A 17,431-nucleotide genomic window follows, 5' to 3' on the forward strand; every position below is an offset into this window, starting at 1 on the left:
GGCGTCCCCCTCTCTGCGAAGAAGGGGAAGGGCTCTGGAGTCCTTCCCCCGAATCCGTTTGTCGTTACTCTACCCACCAGTTAATCGCATGGAACAAGTAGCCGTAACCCATGGAGGATTCCGGACGATCGTTTTCCTCCCATTTCAGCTTCGAGGCATCATAAGCTTGCGGGAGTCCGTATTGATACAAGAAGACGTAAGGCAAATCGATAGACAGCTCTTTGCCGAGCTCGTGGTAGATTTTCGCGCGTTCCGCCTGATCGACCACTTGCTGCCCTTTCACCCACAGATCGTCGGCTTTCTTGTTGACGTACCAGCCGCCGTTCTGACCCGTCGGCGGGAAGTACTTCGAGGAGAAGATACTCTCGCCATCCGGATCCGGATTGTTGAGAGACCACGCCAGTAGGATGGCCGGAAATTTGCCGGGTGTAATGTTCTGGTCGATCCAAGTCGCGAAATCGATCCCTTTCGGCTTCACTTCGATTCCGACGTCTTTCAAGTTGTCTTGGATGATGGTCGAGACTTGTTCGCGGCGGCTGTTGCCCGCGTTGTATTGAAGCTCGAAGGAGAACCGGTGCCCATCCTTCACGAGAATGCCGTCCTTGCCCGGTTTCCAGCCGTCTTCCGCCAGCAGGGCTTTCGCCTTGTCTGCCGAGTATTCGTAATTGACCGCTTCAGCGCCCGGATCGGCCCAGCTACCCGGTAGGAACGGACTGTTCATTAGGCCGCCGGAGCCTTTCAGTACGTTGTCCACCATACCTTGACGATTGACGGCGTAAGCGATTGCCTGGCGGGTTTTTTGGCCTTTGAACGGCGAATATTTGTCAGGGAAGTTCTCGTCCTTGAAGTTGAACTGGATGAATTCGTACGTCGGTCCCGGCTTAAGGATGACCTGAAGGTTATCTTTCTTCTTGATCGCGTCGATCTGCATAAGCGGAACGGCTTCCGTCATCTGAGTGTCGCCCTTCAGTAGCGCTTGAACTTCCGTGTTCTGATCCGCGTAGATTTTATAGATGATTTTGTCGATGTGAGGCTTCGTCTCTCCCCAATAATTAGGGTTCCTGTTGAGCGTGATATATTGCCCCTGCTTCCATTCGGAGAACATCCACGGTCCGCTGGTGACGGTTCTCGCCGGATCGACGCCGAACTTATCCTCTTTCAAGCTTTTGAGGGGGACATCTTTCAGAATGTGCGCCGGCAAAATAGAAGAGTAAAGCGAGAATTGAAATGGCGCGTAAACTTGCTTCAGCTTGATATCGAGGGTATAGTCGTCGGCCTTGGTAATGGATTCGATCTTATCGTACTGGCTGATGCCCGGAGCCCCCGTTTCCTCGGTGCGGATCGTATCGAACGTGAATTTGACGTCATCCGCGGTGATGGGCTGGCCGTCGCTCCATTTGGCCGTATTTTTCAACTTTATGGTGTAAGTTTTATTGTCCGCGCTAACTTTAGGCAACTCGGCGGCAAGGGACCATGGCTCTACCGCGAGGTTGGATTGGCGGTCCAGATCATACAGCTTGGCAAAGACAAGCTGTTCGATATCCCCGGAAGAAGTATCGTTAATGAAGATCGGATTGACGGATACGATGTCGGAAAAAGTGCTGATGGTTAAAGTTCCGCCATCTTTCGACTGAGCGCTTGGGCTGGGTGATGGAGAATCTGAGGGAGAGGGACTTGCGGAGGTGCTTGGCGAGACCGAGGGCGATGCCGGCCCTGGCGTATTGTTGCCTTTGCTGCATCCTACAATGAGTAACGCAATCAGAGCGAATACGGTGATGCTTGAGATCCACTGCTTTCTTTTCATTTAATCATCCTCCTCAAAATAGTTAGGAAAATAGTGGGAAAAGAGATCGTGTAAAACAAGCATAACCATTTTTACGAATACTGGCAAAACGTTTTTTATTTTACAATTTTCTTGGTTTTTTGCGGATCGGGAGAATGAGCGAGAAAAGTAAAATCAGCGTAAAAAGGCTTTTACTCTGCGGCGTATGCCTAGAGTAGAAGCCATTTTACGCTGTGATTCAGCCCTTCAGCCTTGCAGCCCCTCCAAATACCGTTCGCAATCGCCAGCGGCCATACATCCCGAACCGACGGCGCTGGCGATCTGTCCGTACCTGTCATCCTGCACGTCGCCGCATGCGAAAATGCCGGGAATGTCCGTCTCCGTCGTTCCGGGTTTGACCATTAGATGTCCCCTCCGTCCTACGGGGAGCTGTCCATCGAGGAAAACCGCGTTGGGCGTGCTCCCGATCGCAACGTAGACGCGTTCCGCCGGAACAACCGTTTCTAGGCCGGTACGATTTTCTCTTACCTTTAGGCCCGAAACTTGATGCCCATCGTCTAAGATTTCTAGAGGAGTAACATCTAGCATCCATTTGATTTGCTTGGATTGGCGGGCGCGTTCTTGCATGCCTTTGGAAGCTCGAAGTTCATTCCGGCGGTGCACGATCGTGATCTCGGATGCATAGCGGGTCAAGTATAACGCCTCTTCGAGCGCGGAATCTCCTCCTCCGATCACGACAACCTTCTTCTCCGAGGCAAAATAACCGGTACACGTGGCGCACGTGCTCACTCCTCGTCCGAAGTTGGCCGTTTCCCCCGGAATGTTCAACGATTTAAAGGAAGCTCCCGTTGCGATAACGATCGACTCGGTCTCGATAGGTTCGATCTCGATCGATCCATGTCCGGTCGTTAGAATAAGAAACGGGCGTTTGGATAAGTCCGCGCTCTTGACCGATCCCGTCCGAATCCGAGCCCCGAAATACTCTGCCTGTTTACTCATATCGTCTAGAAGAGAGGGGCCGTTAACGCCAAGGGGAAAACCGGGATACGCGTCGATTTCCATCGTGGTCATCAAGTATTTGCTTGGGGTGACCCCCTTGATCACAAGGGGTTCCACGTTCGCTTTCGCCAAATAGATGGCGGCCGATAATCCGGCAGGTCCTGCTCCGATAACGATTGCTTTCTGCACGGTCATGGTCGATCGCCTCGTTCGATCAGATTTGGTCGCTATCGTTATTATTGGAAATCGGGTGGGAACCTATGCCGCGATTGGCGCTCTTAAACTCCGAAGGCGTCATTCCCGAATGGGACTTGAATACTTTGCTGAAGTAACGTTGGTCCGCGTAGCCGGTCAGTTCGGCCACCTCTTTCAGGGGAAGAGACGTCGTACGAAGCAGCTCGGCGGCTTTCTGGAGACGCATTTCGGTCAGAAATTCCACGAACGTCGCGTTCGAGAATTCTTTGAAAATGGAGCAAAGATAAGAGATGGATACCCCGAACAAATCGCCGAGGGCTCCGAGAGTCGTCGGTTCGTTCAGGTGGCTGGATAGATAAGCGCGGATTTTCACGAACGCTTCTTCTCGCGTTACGGACGCTTCCGACGGTTTCCATTCTCTCGAGACGAAGACGGCGAATTGCTCGTTGAGGGCGCGATAGGAGGGAGAGGTACGCACCAGCCTCTCCATGATTTTCGCGTATTCGGATAGCGACTCGTCCTCTCCGTGCACGCACTTGACGATGATCCCCGTCAATTTCTTCAGATTCCGTTCGAGCGCGTGGATCGAGCAGCCCTCGTGCTCCCATAAGGAGAACATTCGCTCGAAGAATTTGTCCAATTCGTCCCATTTATGATGACCGATCAAATTTCGGATTTTGCTTTCATGAACGGATCCGAGTTGGGCGTAAGCAGGGAGATCTTGATCCGAATGGTTGGAGAGACGAACGAAGGAAGGCTTGTTTAAGGTGACTAATTTATGAAAAAGGGTATGGAGCTGTTTCATGTCCTTTAATTGATCGACGGCGAGGTTGCACCGGTATCCGGCCTGCAAGAAAGACGGGAACGCGATGCGCAGCCGGGAGAAGACATCTTGCAAGTTGCCTTCGGACATACGGGGAGATGCGATCGCCAAGAGCATTTCATTAGAATCCTGCAGATCGATTAACCAGACGAAAGAATCCGGTTCGAAGGCGCTTTGCATGTCGACGATCAATTGACGAAATGGATTATCGATCAGTGATCCGACGTGCGAAGGCGCGTTCAAAGGAAGGACCCGCAGGAGGAAAAAAGAGAAGCTCAACGGTCCGAGCAAGTCTTCGATCGATCTAAGAATCGGATCCTGATCCGAATTGCGAAGCCATAATTGTTCTAACGCTTGCTTGCCGAGATCGTGCTTATGCCGGAGTTCGAGCTTGCGGACCATTTCGTGGAAAAGCTCCGGATTAACCGGCTTCTGGATAAAATCGACGGCGTTCGCTTTGAAGGCTTCCCGGGCGTTCTCGAAAGAGGGATAACCGCTCACGATGACGACGTTGACGCGAGGCCAATGCTCTTGGATCTGTTTGGCTAACGCCAGCCCGTCGACAGTCGCCATGCGAATATCCGTGAAGACGATGTCGGGTTGGGCCGCGGGAAGTTGTTCCAGCGCATCCTTGCCGTCGTAGACTTCCGAAACGACCTCGAGAGAGGAGCGATAAACCGAATTATAATCCGTAATCAACTTACGTATTCCCATCATAAAGATAGGCTCGTCGTCTACGATCATGACCTTCATCGAAGCACCTCAATTCCTCTCGGCAGCTTAAAAGCAATGCGAATGACAGCTCCTTGGCGTTCTTCGTTCGCGTCCAATTGAAGCTCGACGTTCTCGCCGTAGAGCAGTTTTAGCCGTAAATACGTACTGGCGATGCCCATTCCGCCGATGGACAAGCCATCCGGGCCGTCCTTGCGGGACAAGCTGGTCGAATGATTCTTTATGGATTGTTTGACTTCATTTAACTTGGACGGTTCGAAGCCGGTTCCGTTGTCTTTGATCTCTATCGTTAAGCGATCGTCCGCCATCCAACCTTCGACTTCGATCAGCATGGGACGGCTTAGGTTTTTGTAGCCGTGTTTAATGCTGTTCTCTACGAGCGGCTGAATGACCAGCTTGGGCAGACTCATATCCGCGACTTCTTCCGACAACGAAATCCGATATTCCAACCGATGTTGGTACCGGCTTTTCATCAATTCCAAATACATCTCCGTTATGCCGAACTCTTCCCTCAAGGATACTTTCGTCTGATTGTCGCCGATCGTGTATCTTAGGAATTCCGCCAGCTTAATGCACAGATTGGCCGCAAGCTTGCTCTCGTTATGGTCGGACAGCACTTGAATGACGCCTAACATGTTAAACAGAAAGTGCGGATTGATCTGGGACTGCAGCAGGTCGAACCGGGATTGAAGCTGCAGATTATGAAACCGGACGATCTCGCTCAGCGATTGCTGCAGCCTGCCGTTCATTTTGCGGAAAGAGCGGTTCATCCGTTCTATCTCGTCGATGTAATAGCTTTGGCTCAAGTCGACTTCCATTCCGTTCTCTTCGTCGCTTAATTGCATCGAATCCAGGGCGAACCTGATTTTCTTGAGCGGCGAGGTGAGAATTCGGGCCAAATAATAGTAGATCAGCAAGGAAAATAGGACAAGGAAGGAGACTATGGAGATCATGACCCACTGAAAGTTCCGGATCGGCTCGTACAGTCGGTCTAATCCGACCGTCATGTAGATCGCGAAATTGCCCGATTGCGATTGCCTATAGAATTCCAGCTTGCCGGATTTCGTTCTCGGGAATTTATCCACGGAGTCGGCAATGCGTTCGGCACTTGACGCCGTCCCGCCATAATCGGTCTCCGCGTTAGGATAGGCGTATATGCGAGAGGAACGGTTATAGATCCTGATCTGGTCGAAGGGGATTTCGGATAGCGCCGAAGGATCGAATATCCGCGAGGCTTCGATTTGAATCTGCATGAATCCGGCAGGCTCCGCCCCGACTTGCAAGAGCCTCGTGAGAGAGAATACGGGAACTTCGCCGCCCGAGGTATAAGGATCCCGCGCGGCGTATTGGGCGTCAATAGCGCCGCCCAGCGTGCGTGCCTTTCCTATCCATTGCTCGCGAAGGGCATCGGGCGGATCGGCGGCGACTTCTTGGTTGGAGAACACCGTGCCGTCTTCGAGAATAATGCTGATCCGATCCCAGTTCTTATAGATTTCTTGTCCCAGCGAAATATAATTTTTAACGGATTGAATCGTAGCGAACTTGTCGGCCGTCTGGTGATCCATGGCTACGAGTTGTTCTACGAGGGTGTAAGGGGATTCGGTGCCGTATCCTCTGATCAAGTAGATCTGCTTCGTGTAATTCTCGTACTGGGATTCCAGCAGATTGAAGTTATTGACGGAGCCGTTGAAGATCTGCTCCACGATGGCGTTCTGGTTACGAACGAGCTTGTCCTTCAAATAGTAATAAGTAGGCACGGCAACGGCAACCGTCAGAATAATAATAATGAGAGAGTAGGAGATAAAGAGCTTGGTATGAAAGTTACGAAAGAGAAGAAATCTCCTTAGCATGTCTCCGCCTCTTGTTCTCTATTTTTAGTAGGCTCAGTGTAGCATAATAGAAAAAGTTTGAAAACGCTTTAGAAGCGGGAAGAAGATATTCCACATGCGCGTGCAAGATATTCGGTTGTTGGGGAGCCCGGAATCTCTTATAACTAATTTGTAAGCACTTACAACACAATTGGGGGAAGCAACATGAACCGAAAGCTACTTAAGATCGTCACGTTCGTAACGATGATTTGTTTAATTCTCGCGTTGGCCGCATGCGGCAGCAACAAAGGAAATAACGGCGGCAATGCCCAGCCGAGCAACAGCTCCGAATCCGCCGAGACGCCTGCTCCTTCGGCCTCGCAAGAGCCGATGAAGCTCACCATCATCGGTCACGGGTCCAACTTCACGACGGGATGGGAAGCCGTGCTGGCGGACGCGAAGACGAAAGGCTTCGAGATCCAAGTCGAGAAGCTTCCGGAAGGCAGTCAAGGCGACGATATCGTGAAGACAAGATTGGCAACGAAGGAATTACCCGATATTCTGCTGAACTATTCCGGCCAGGCCAATATTATGGGCAACGGAAATCCGGATGAACTATACGTCGATCTGTCGAACCAAGCTTGGGTTCAAAACCTGAATCTCGACACATGGGGAAGCTCCTTCGCTTATCAAGGCAAAGTCGTAGGCGCTCCGTTCCAAGGCTCCCAGGTCATGGCGATGTTCTATAACAAAAAAGTATTCGAGAGCGCCGGAGTGAACGTGCCGACGACGTACGAAGAATTCTTGGCGACGTGCGACGCTATTGCCAAAGCCGGTAAGACGCCCGTGTTCTTGCCGGGCAAGGATCCATGGACGCTTCAGTTCAGCACGCTGTTCTCCACGGCGCAGAAGGATTCGACGGAGATCGCGGGCAAGCTCAACCAGAACCAAATGAAATTCGCGGAATACCAGGACTTCAAGGCAGGGTTGGACGTGCTGAAGGAAATCGTGGACAAGGGGTACGGCAGCAAGGATCCGTTCGCTCATGGCTATGACGATGCCGAAAAGGCGCTTGCCAACGGAGATGCCGCTATGTTCATGATGGGCGCATGGTTCATGACGGATATCGTGAAGAAATATCCGGACAAGGTGAATGACATCGGAGCGTTCGCGATGCCGATCCCGGGCGGCAAGACGCCGACCGTAGCCGTTTCTCCTTCGGTGGCGCTATATGCGATGAAAGGAACCAAAAATCAAACCTCGGCGGAGAAGTTCATCGAATATTTCGAATCGATCGATACGCAAAATATTTTCTTCGGAGCCGAGGGTGGCATTCCCGAGATTACCGGAGTAAGCAAGTTAACCTTGACCCCTGCAGAGATGGAGGCCAAAGCGATCGTCGACGCGGGCAACGGATTCGTGAACTACCAAGGCTCGGGATTGAACTATGCGGGCGGCGATTTCCCAAGCTTAAGCGCGGACATCGTCGGAGGAAAGAAAACTCCGCAACAAGTGCTGGAAGCGATGGATAAGGAATTCGTCAAGCAAGCGAAGATCAAGAACGATCCGAATTTCAAATAAGAACCGTGGTGGAGGGAGGGCGGTAGACGTCCTCCCTTCTTCGCGAAAGAGGTGATCGCCCGATGAGCAAATTGACTAGACAAAATTACCCGTACTACCTCTTGCTGCCCGGTCTTCTCGTTTTCCTCTGTTTTTTTGCTTATCCGTCCGTCAGCGGATTTTACTATGCCTTCGTGAATTGGGACGGTCTTCAGATCAGAGGGTTTACGGGATGGGAGAACTTCCGCAACTTGATCGACCGGGACGATTTCGGCCTGGTTTTCTACAATACGTTCTTGTTTACGTTCGTGACGACTTTTTGCAAAATCGTGCTCGGTTTGTTGCTGGCCGTTCTGGCCAATATGACGCTTAAGTCCGCCCGTCTGTTGCGATCCGTACTGTTCATGCCCGTCATGCTCAGTTACGTGGCCGTTGGCTTGGTATTCTCGGCCATCTACGATCCGGACAACGGATTATTGAACCAATTGCTCGCTTGGGCTGGGCTGGGAGGATGGACGCAATCTTGGTTGACGAACGAGCATCTCGTCATGTATTCCATCTCCGCCGTGGAGATCTGGAAGACCGCGGGGTTCTGCATGATGCTGTTCTTGGCGGGATTGCAGACGATCCCGAACGAGTGGTACGAAGCCGCCAAGATTGACGGCGCGGGGGCCATGGGTAGGTTCCGCTACATTACGCTGCCCGCTCTTCGTCCGGTCCTTCAGATCAACGTCATCCTTACGCTTATCAGCGGACTAAAAGTATTCGATCTCGTCTATACGATGACGGGAGGAGGACCGGCCGGCGCGTCGGAGATCATCTCCACGGTCATCTACGATTCTTTCGCCAAAGGGTACTACGGGGAAGGCACAGCAGCCAATTTACTCTTATTCGTCATCATCTTAATCGTAATCGCGTTAACGCATAAGTTGATTACGAAGAGAGGCGAGGGGGTCTAACCATGCGCAAAATGTTAAAAAACAATAGATTAGGCTGGGAGATCTTGGCTCTCGCGATATGTCTCGTCGTCTTCCTTCCTACTTTTATGGTTATCGTGAATTCCTTTAAGGACGTCGCGGGAGCGGCGGACATGTCGATTTCGTTGCCGAAGGCATGGAACATCGTCGATAACTACAAGACCGTATACCGGGAAGCCAATATTCCCCGGGCTTATTGGAACACGTCGGTCGTCACCGTGCTGAGCGTCATCGGAGTCGTCCTGTTCTGCAGCACTTCGGCTTACGTCATTCAGAGAAGAGACGACCGTTTCATCCGCGTTCTGAGATACGTATTGCTAGCGGGCATGATTTTGCCGTTAACGATTATTCCGACTTTTATTCTCTTTCATAAAGTCCATCTCACGGGAAATTACTGGGGAGTCATCCTTCTCTATATCGCTTCTTCGTACCCTTTCATTACTTACGTCTATAGCGGATTTTTCGATGGCATATCGAAGGAAATCGACGAAGCGGCGGCGATGGACGGAGCCAAGGGAGCGGGGCTGTTCCTTCGCGTCATCTTCCCGTTGCTCATGCCTATTAACGCGACGGCCGTCATCATTAGCTTCATGAGCTTCTGGAACGATTTCGGCACGGCGATCTATTTTCTAAGCTCGCCGAAGCTGCAGACGCTCGGATTAACGATCTATTTCTTCTTCGGCGTTCATTCGAGCGATTGGAATTACGTCTTCGCCGATCTCGTGCTCATCTCTCTGCCGGTCATTCTACTATATGTTTTGCTGCAAAGGTACATCGTGTCCGGGCTTACTTCAGGGGCGGTCAAAAGTTAATCGCGGATAAGAGGGGAAATCGACGATGAAATTAACGGGCTGGGAGAAAAAAGCGGACTTGCTCTACCTCGAGACGGAGACGGGAATAGCGAAGCTGGTTCCGGTGTCCGAACGCGCCGTGCGCGTCGTGTATACGCAAGATCGGAGCTTTAGCGTCAAAGAGAGTCTTATCGTTCTTAATCAGGGGAAGAAGTCCGTCCGGTGGGAGCTTCGGGAGGAATCGGATCGGCTTATTCTGCGAACGTCCGCGCTGAAGATCTCGATTAATAAAAATACATGCGCATTCACTTATGAAGACAAGGACGGATGTTTGCTGACGAAGGAACCCGATCGGGGAGGCAAGACGCTCGTTCCGATCGAGGTCGAGAAAACGGTATACGACGACCAAGTGACGATTACGACCGGGCAAGGCGCCGACGGAGTTCGGGCACGGGTAGAAGGCTCCCGCAAGACGGTCGACCGGAGCGCTTATCATACGAAGCTGGAGTTCGAATGGCAAGAGGGAGAGGCGCTGTACGGTCTGGGTTCGCATGAGGAAGGCGTCATGGATTTACGCGGCACCCATCAGTATTTGTACCAGCAGAACATGAAGGCCGTCGTGCCGATGCTCGTCTCTACGCGCGGGTATGCCGTTCTGTGGGACAGCTGTTCCTATATGGCTTTCCGCGACGACATGCACGGCTCCTATTTGTGGACCGACGTAGACGACGAGATGGATTACTATTTCCTGTACGGCCCCGAATTTGACGAACTCGTATACGAATATCGGGAGTTGACGGGCTCGGTCCCGATGCTTCCGAAGTGGGCTTTGGGTTATGCGCAATCGAAGGAGCGTTACAAATCGCAGGAAGAGATACTCGACATTTTGCGGGAGTATCGCGAGCGCAAGCTGCCTCTGGATTTACTGATTTTGGACTGGCAATCCTGGACGGGCAACTGGTGGGGGCAGAAATCGCTCGATCCCGAACGTTTTCCCGATCCGGAAGGCATGATGCGGAACCTTCATGAGGATGGAGCCAGGCTTATGGTGTCGATCTGGCCGATCATGAACAATAACGGACCGGACCAGGAGGAGATGAGGGAACAGGGCTTCCTGCTGGGCAATCAGGCGAACTATGATCCGTTCCGCCCCGAAGCAAGGTTGCTTTATTGGAAGCAGGCCAACGAAGGATTGTTCAAGCACGGTATCGATGCCTGGTGGTGCGATTGCACCGAGCCGTTCGAGGCGGATTGGAAAGGGGCGATTAAGCCGGAACCGGAAGAACGCGTATCGATTAACGTGAACGAGTTCAAGAATTACTTGGACCCGGAGGTCATCAATGCATATTCGCTCCTTCATTCCCGCGGCATATACGAAGGTCAACGGGAAACCGACGATACGAAGCGGGTCGTCAATCTGACGAGATCGGCCTACGCCGGGCAACAACGTTACGGAGCCATCACTTGGTCGGGCGATACGGCGGCGACTTGGACGACCTTGCGAAATCAGATTCCCGCGGGGCTGAATTTCTGCGCGACGGGAGTCCCTTACTGGACGATGGATATCGGAGCGTTCTTCGTCGGAAAGAAACCGGAAATGTGGTTCTGGAATGGGGACTACGACAAGGGCTACGAGGATGACGGATATAAGGAATTGTATGTCCGGTGGTTCCAATTGGGCGCTTTCCTGCCGATGTTCCGCTCCCATGGAACGGACACGCCGAGAGAAGTATGGAGATTCGGGGAGCCGGGATCCGTCTTCTACGATACGTTAGCGAAATTCCTGAAGCTCCGATATCGGTTATTGCCTTATTTGTATGCCTTGACGGGCGCGGTCACCCAGGACCATTACACGATGCTTCGGGCGCTGGCGTTCGATTTCAGGGAAGACCCGGCCGTGCGCGATATCGGGGATCAATATATGTTCGGTCCCGCGTTTCTCGTCAATCCGGTAACGAAGCCGATGTACTACGAGAGCGGGTCGCGCAAGCTGGAGGGAGTACCGTCAACTCGCCGGGTCTATTTACCGTCGGGCTCGGGTTGGTACGACTTCTGGACGGGCGCGCGACTGGAAGGCGGTATGGTAATCGAAGCGGAAGCCCCGTTGGACATTCTGCCGCTGTTCGTCCGGGCGGGTTCGATCGTGCCGATGTCGCCTGTCGTCCAGAGCACGGACGAACTCGGCTCGCAGCCCTATGAAATCAGAATCTATCCCGGACGAGACGGGAAATTCAAGCTTTACGAAGACGAAGGCGACAATTACAACTACGAGAAGGGCGAATTCGCTTCGATCGAGATGGAATGGCTGGACGAGGAACGGACGTTCAAGATTGGTAGCAGGCAGGGGGATTTCCCCGGCATGGTTCGGAAGCGCCTGATGAATCTCGTGATCGTCGGCGCGGGAGGCGGACAAGGCAACGGGGAGGCGGAGTCGACTATGTTCGATCGTACCGTTACGTATACGGGAGAATCCGTCGTCATTTCTTTCGACTCGCATGAAGCCGCATCATGACGACATCCGCGGACAAAGAACTGAAGCTGCGGTACGGGCAACCCGCCTCTAGCTGGATAGGCGGATTGCCTATAGGGAACGGCAGACTAGGCGCAATGATTCATGGCGGTTGCGAGGAAGAAACCTTGTCGCTTAACGAGGATACTCTATGGTCGGGTTACCCCAGCAAGCGACATAACGATCAAGCCAAGCGGCACTTGGAGCCCGTCCGCCAACTGTTATTCGAAGGCCGTTATAAGGAAGCCCAGCAATCGGTCGAGGAACATATGCTCGGAACTTGGCAGGAATCGTACTTGCCGCTGGCCGATCTGAAGGTTTCCCTCGACGCTCCCCTCCATGCTTCGGGATATCGAAGGGAGTTGGATTTGCGCACGGCGATCGCCTTGTCTCGTTACGAGAGCAGCGGCGGCGTGAGGATTGAGCGAGAGTGTTTCGCTTCCCATCCCGATCAGGTTCTGGTCTACCGGGTCGTCTCGTCTCGGCCGGGAGCCTTGAATGTCGGGTTGGGACTGACAAGCAAGCTTCGTTGCGAAGTCGGAACGGAAGGGCCGTATCTCTTTCTCAAGGGAGAAAGTCCGTCCCGCGTAATGCCTCATTACGTGCCATGCGACGATCCGATCCGTTACGGGGAGTCCGAAGAACAGAAAGGCATGGCATTCGGCGCGGTCGTAAAAGTGATGGCCGACGGGGGAGAGCTTCATCGGGACGAAGCAGGCCTAAGGGTAACGGGAGCGAACTCGGTCACGCTCCTGCTCGCGGCTTCGACGGGATACAACGGTTACGAGTTCGCTCCTTCCCGCGATGGCGAGTTATGCCTCGATCAATGCCGCGGGACGATCGAGGATGCCTCGTACAGATCGTTCGAGCAATTGCGGCTCGCTCACTTAGAGGATTATCGTTCCTTGTTCGGCAGGGTTGAGCTGGAATTGGGCTCCGGGATTCAATCCTCCGCTCCTACCGACGAACGACTTCATAAGGTCAAGAGCGGAGAACGCGAAGATCCGGGATTAACGGCGCTATTGTATCAATACGGGCGATACTTGTTGATTGCCAGTTCCCGTCCGGGCACGCAACCCGCTAATTTGCAAGGCATCTGGAACGATCGAATCCGTCCTTATTGGAGCAGTAACTGGACGACGAACATTAACGCGCAGATGAATTATTGGCTAGCGGAAAGCGCGAACTTGGCGGAGTGTCACGTCCCGTTGCTTCAACTCGTCGAAGACATCAGCCTAACGGGACGGGAGACCGCCCGCATCCACTACGATTGCGGCGGTTGGGTCGCCCATCACAACGTCGACCTTTGGAGAACGACGACGCCGGCGGCGGGACTCGGGGAACACTGGGCTTGCTGCTCGTTCTGGCCGATGGGCGGCGTATGGCTAAGCCAGCATCTTTGGGAGCATTATGCTTTCGGATTGGACGAAAGCTACTTAGCCGGGAAAGCTTACCCGGTCATGCGGGAAGCGGCGATCTTCTGTCTGGATTGGCTGATCTCTTCTCCCGAAGGCTACAAAGTAACCGCGCCCTCCACGTCTCCGGAGAACTCGTACTTGAACGATGCAGGAGAACGGACGACGGTCAGCATCGCCTCGACGGCCGACATGTCGATGATCTGGGAGCTGTTCGCCAATTGCATCGCGGCGAGCGAGATTCTGGGTGCGGACAAGGAGTTCAGAAGAACGCTGAGGGAAGCGCAAGCTCGGCTGTATCCTCTTCGTATCGGTAAGCATAGGCAGCTCCGGGAGTGGTTCGACGATCCGGAAGAATTCGAGGTTCAGCATCGCCACTTCTCGCATCTCTTCGCCTTGCATCCCGGAACGAGAATTTGTCCGGAGAGAGATCCCGAGCTTGCTAAGGCGGCCGAAACCAGTCTTCGAAGACGTGTAATCGGAGAGGCCGAGCAGATTGGTTGGAGCCTGGCCTGGCTTTCCGCTCAATATGCCCGTTTGGGAATGGCTCGAGAGGCCCATCAAGCCGTGTCGCGTTTTGCGGTGAATTCGCTGTACGACAGCTTGCTCTGCTCCCATGCTCCGTTAAGTCCGGAAGAGGAGACGGTGTTCCAGATCGACGGCAATTTCGGCATTACGGCGGGGATCAATGAAATGCTGCTGCAGAGTCAGCACGGCATCGTTCATTTATTGCCCGCGTTGCCCGAAGAGTGGTCCGAAGGGATGGTAACCGGGTTACGGGTTAGAGGAGGGGCGGAGGTCGGAATGCGTTGGAAGAACGGCCGACTGCAAGAATACTCCATCCACTCCGCGGTCGACGGCACGGTCTCCGTCCGTTACGGAAGCGTAATTCGCGACATTCAGGTGCAAGCCGATCAACGTCAAAGTTATCAGGCAAACGAGTTTCGGATGGAAGAGAGTGAATGACCCTGCTCGTAAAATGATAATCGGGAGGATTTGTGATGAGTTCGAAATGGCCTTTAACGAGAAAACGGTTCATTATGGTGTCGTTATTTACTTTGCTGGTTTATGCGATCGCGCCGTTCCTGCATGCGGAGAAAGCTTCCGCCGCCGTTCAAGCCAGCTATTATGTCGCGCCGAACGGTAGCGATACGAATCCGGGTACTTTGGGCGCTCCTTTCCGTACCTTGGATAAAGCTCGCCAAGTCGTACGCACGATCAACGGAAACATGTCGGGCGATATTATCGTCAACTTCCGCGGGGGGCAGTATCCTTTTGCCGGTCCGGTGAGCTTCGATCAAGCCGATTCGGGGACGAACGGTTATCGCGTGTACTATCAAGCTTACCAAGACGAGGTTCCCGTATTTAACGGGGGCACCAAGGTAACGGGATGGACGCAAACGTCAGGCAACATCTATCAAGCGACTCTGACTCGAAGCAGCAAGCTAAGAACTTTATACGTGAACGGCAAGCGGGCCATCATGGCCAGGGGCTCCGAGATGGCGCCGCAAGGCGGAGACGGGACTTATACGATCAACGGCACGGAAAGCTGGGCGCTTAGCTCCGGCTCGACTTATTCGGGAATCAAGTTTAACGCTTCCGATCTAGGCAGCTATGCCCGGCCTTCGGACGTCGAGCTCGTAAACCAGGTCGGGTTCTCCTTCCATATCATCGGATTGTCCGATCTGGCGACAAGCGGTTCTTATCGGGTCGCGAAGCTTCAGATGCCGATGGGGGCCATCGCGTTATCCGAGCCGCAAGCTTGGGGGATGGCGTTCTATCAATACAACAATAACCCCGCCAATCATTTCTACGTGCAGAATGCATACGAGCTATTGGACCAGCCGGGGGAATTTTATTTTAACCGAACTACGAATACTCTCTATTATTACAAGAGAAGCAACGAAGACATGAGCAAGGCGGAAGTCTATGCTCCCACCTCCGAAGGGATGCTCAGACTCAGCGGGACTTCTCAATCGAGCAGGGTTCACCATATCGTCTTCCAAGGCATTAAGTTCGCCAACGATCATTGGTCCCTCATGAACGTTGCCGGCTCGGTCGGGGCGACGACCGTTCAAGCCAACGCGCTGTATAACAAGTTCGTGTCAGGCGGCAATTGGCATCAAGTCGCTTACCGGAATACCGACGTGATGCCGGCAACGGTCAAGGTCGAGAGCGCAAGCGACATTCAATTCATACGCAACGGGTTCGAACATCTCGGCGCGGGGGCGATAACGTTCGGCAACGATACGGTTAATTCCTCCATCGTCGGCAATCGGTTTACCGACATTAGCGGATCCGCGATCACGATCGGAGACCCTCTGAATACGTACATCGGAGACGGGGATTTCGCCGCGAACCGAGAAGGCGCGCCTACGAATATTACCGTTCAGAACAATGCCGTGAATACCGCGAGCGTGGAGTTCCTACAGACCGTTCCGGTGATGATCTACTACACCGTCAACCTGAATCTTTCCAATAATTTGATCGTCAACTCTCCTTACAGCGCCATAAGCTTAGGATGGGGATGGAGTTATTTCGCGGGTTACGAAGAGTCGGGCGTGACTCCCATCAACGTCGCGTCCGGAAATACGATTGCGAACAACCGGGTTCTCTCGTCGATGAAGCTCATGCACGACGGCGGAGCGATCTATACGATCGGTAAACAAACGGGGACGAGAATAACCGGCAATTTCTTATCCGATATCGGCGGCGTTTCTTACGGCAATGCCATCTACACGGACCAAGCTTCGTCGCAGATGGAGATCGATCATAACGTCTTGGAAAATTACAATGGTGCTTGGTGGACCGTATGGGGAACCGCCGCTAACGTCAGCCAATTGAACGTCCATGACAATTATGTCGATTACGCCACGGGAACCGAAGGAGCTTATGCTTCGAACACGACCCGCACGAATAACGTAACGGAGCCGAATTCGCCGCCATGGTCGACCGCCGCGCAATCCATAATCAACAATTCGGGACTGCAAACGGCTTATCGAGACATCGCTACGGTTAAAAGCACCGTATTCGAAGCGGAGAACGGAATTAAATTCGGTCGGGCAGCCGTTTACGACGATACCGGAGCTGCCAATGGCCAGGGAGCGCTGTACTTGGATCTTAACGGCGACGGGCTGCAGTTCGACCGCGTTCCGGCCGCTACGCAGCTAACCATCAAATATGCCACCCCGAACGCCGGCAATTACAGCCTGTATGTCAACGGAGTGAAGACTTCCATCAGCTTCGCCTCTACCGGAGGCTGGTACGCGCCTTACGGAACCAAAGTCGTTCCGATCGACATTCCGGAAGGAGCAAGCCTTAAATTCCAGCACGATACCGGAGATATCGGGCTTAACCTCGATCAAATCAGCGTTAGCTACGGGAATACGGTGCTCGAAGCGGAGTGGGGAATCCCTACCGGCCGGGCGGCGGTTTACGGAGATGCATCAGCTTCCGGCGGCCAGGGCGTTCAGTATCTCGACTTAAACGGCGATGCGCTGCAGTTCAATAACGTCCCGGCCGCAACGAAGCTGACACTGAAATACGCCTCTGCTAGCGCAGGTACCTACAGCCTGTACGTAAATGGCGCCAAAACAAGCCTCTCGATTCCATCTACGGGTAGCTGGTATGGGGCTTACGGAACGAAGACGATCTCAATCAGTATTCCGTCAGGGGCAACGCTGAAGCTCCAGCATGACTCCGGGGATACGGGGATGAACTTGGATGCGTTATATCTTCAATAAAGAAATGAGCCATAAAGTTATTCGGCACCTATAACCCGTCATAAGAAGGTCGGCCAGAAGTGTTTCTGGTTGGCCTTTTGCGCGTTCGGCATAGGA

At 53.2% G+C, this 17,431-nt stretch carries 10 protein-coding genes; 6 read left to right on the forward strand and 4 right to left on the reverse strand.

The features are described from left to right. Nucleotides 1-64: 64 nt before the first annotated feature. The 4 genes from D7Z26_RS19110 to D7Z26_RS19125 form a co-directional block, all read right to left on the reverse strand. Nucleotides 65-1,804, reverse strand: coding sequence for an ABC transporter substrate-binding protein (locus D7Z26_RS19110; protein ID WP_120978620.1), 1,740 nt, complete (start codon nt 1,802-1,804; stop codon nt 65-67). A gap of 225 nt (nt 1,805-2,029) precedes the next feature. Further along, nucleotides 2,030-2,971, reverse strand: coding sequence for an NAD(P)/FAD-dependent oxidoreductase (locus D7Z26_RS19115; RefSeq protein ID WP_120978841.1), 942 nt, complete (start codon nt 2,969-2,971; stop codon nt 2,030-2,032). A gap of 25 nt (nt 2,972-2,996) precedes the next feature. After that, the gene (locus D7Z26_RS19120; protein WP_120978621.1) at nt 2,997-4,553 is read right to left on the reverse strand and encodes a response regulator; all 1,557 of its coding nucleotides are present in this window, start codon (nt 4,551-4,553) and stop codon (nt 2,997-2,999) included. After that, nucleotides 4,550-6,382, reverse strand: coding sequence for a sensor histidine kinase (locus D7Z26_RS19125; RefSeq protein WP_120978622.1), 1,833 nt, complete (start codon nt 6,380-6,382; stop codon nt 4,550-4,552). The genes D7Z26_RS19120 and D7Z26_RS19125 overlap by 4 nt, the downstream gene beginning before the upstream one ends. 183 nt (nt 6,383-6,565) lie before the next feature. On the opposite strand from D7Z26_RS19125, the gene D7Z26_RS19130 reads away from it, so the two are divergent. The 6 genes from D7Z26_RS19130 to D7Z26_RS19155 all read left to right on the forward strand — a co-directional run bounded on the left by D7Z26_RS19130 (nt 6,566) and on the right by D7Z26_RS19155 (nt 17,335). Further along, a complete protein-coding gene (locus D7Z26_RS19130; protein ID WP_120978623.1) occupies nt 6,566-7,921 on the forward strand; it encodes an ABC transporter substrate-binding protein in 1,356 nt (451 codons plus the stop codon). 62 nt (nt 7,922-7,983) lie between these two features. Then, nucleotides 7,984-8,859, forward strand: coding sequence for a carbohydrate ABC transporter permease (locus D7Z26_RS19135; protein WP_120978624.1), 876 nt, complete (start codon nt 7,984-7,986; stop codon nt 8,857-8,859). Between the two features lie 2 nt (nt 8,860-8,861). After that, nucleotides 8,862-9,689: a carbohydrate ABC transporter permease gene (locus D7Z26_RS19140; protein WP_120978625.1), complete on the forward strand. Its 828-nt coding sequence runs from the start codon at nt 8,862-8,864 to the stop codon at nt 9,687-9,689. A gap of 25 nt (nt 9,690-9,714) precedes the next feature. Then, the gene (locus tag D7Z26_RS19145; RefSeq protein ID WP_120978626.1) at nt 9,715-12,180 is read left to right on the forward strand and encodes a glycoside hydrolase family 31 protein; all 2,466 of its coding nucleotides are present in this window, start codon (nt 9,715-9,717) and stop codon (nt 12,178-12,180) included. Continuing rightward, nucleotides 12,177-14,558: a glycoside hydrolase family 95 protein gene (locus D7Z26_RS19150; RefSeq protein WP_120978627.1), complete on the forward strand. Its 2,382-nt coding sequence runs from the start codon at nt 12,177-12,179 to the stop codon at nt 14,556-14,558. The genes D7Z26_RS19145 and D7Z26_RS19150 overlap by 4 nt, the downstream gene beginning before the upstream one ends. Nucleotides 14,559-14,593: 35 nt before the next feature. After that, nucleotides 14,594-17,335, forward strand: a complete 2,742-nt coding sequence (locus tag D7Z26_RS19155; RefSeq protein WP_120978628.1) for a carbohydrate-binding protein — start codon at nt 14,594-14,596, stop codon at nt 17,333-17,335. The last annotated feature ends 96 nt before the right edge of the window (nt 17,336-17,431 follow it).

This window comes from Cohnella endophytica (assembly GCF_003628305.1).
In the GTDB taxonomy this organism is placed as follows: domain Bacteria; phylum Bacillota; class Bacilli; order Paenibacillales; family Paenibacillaceae; genus Cohnella; species Cohnella endophytica.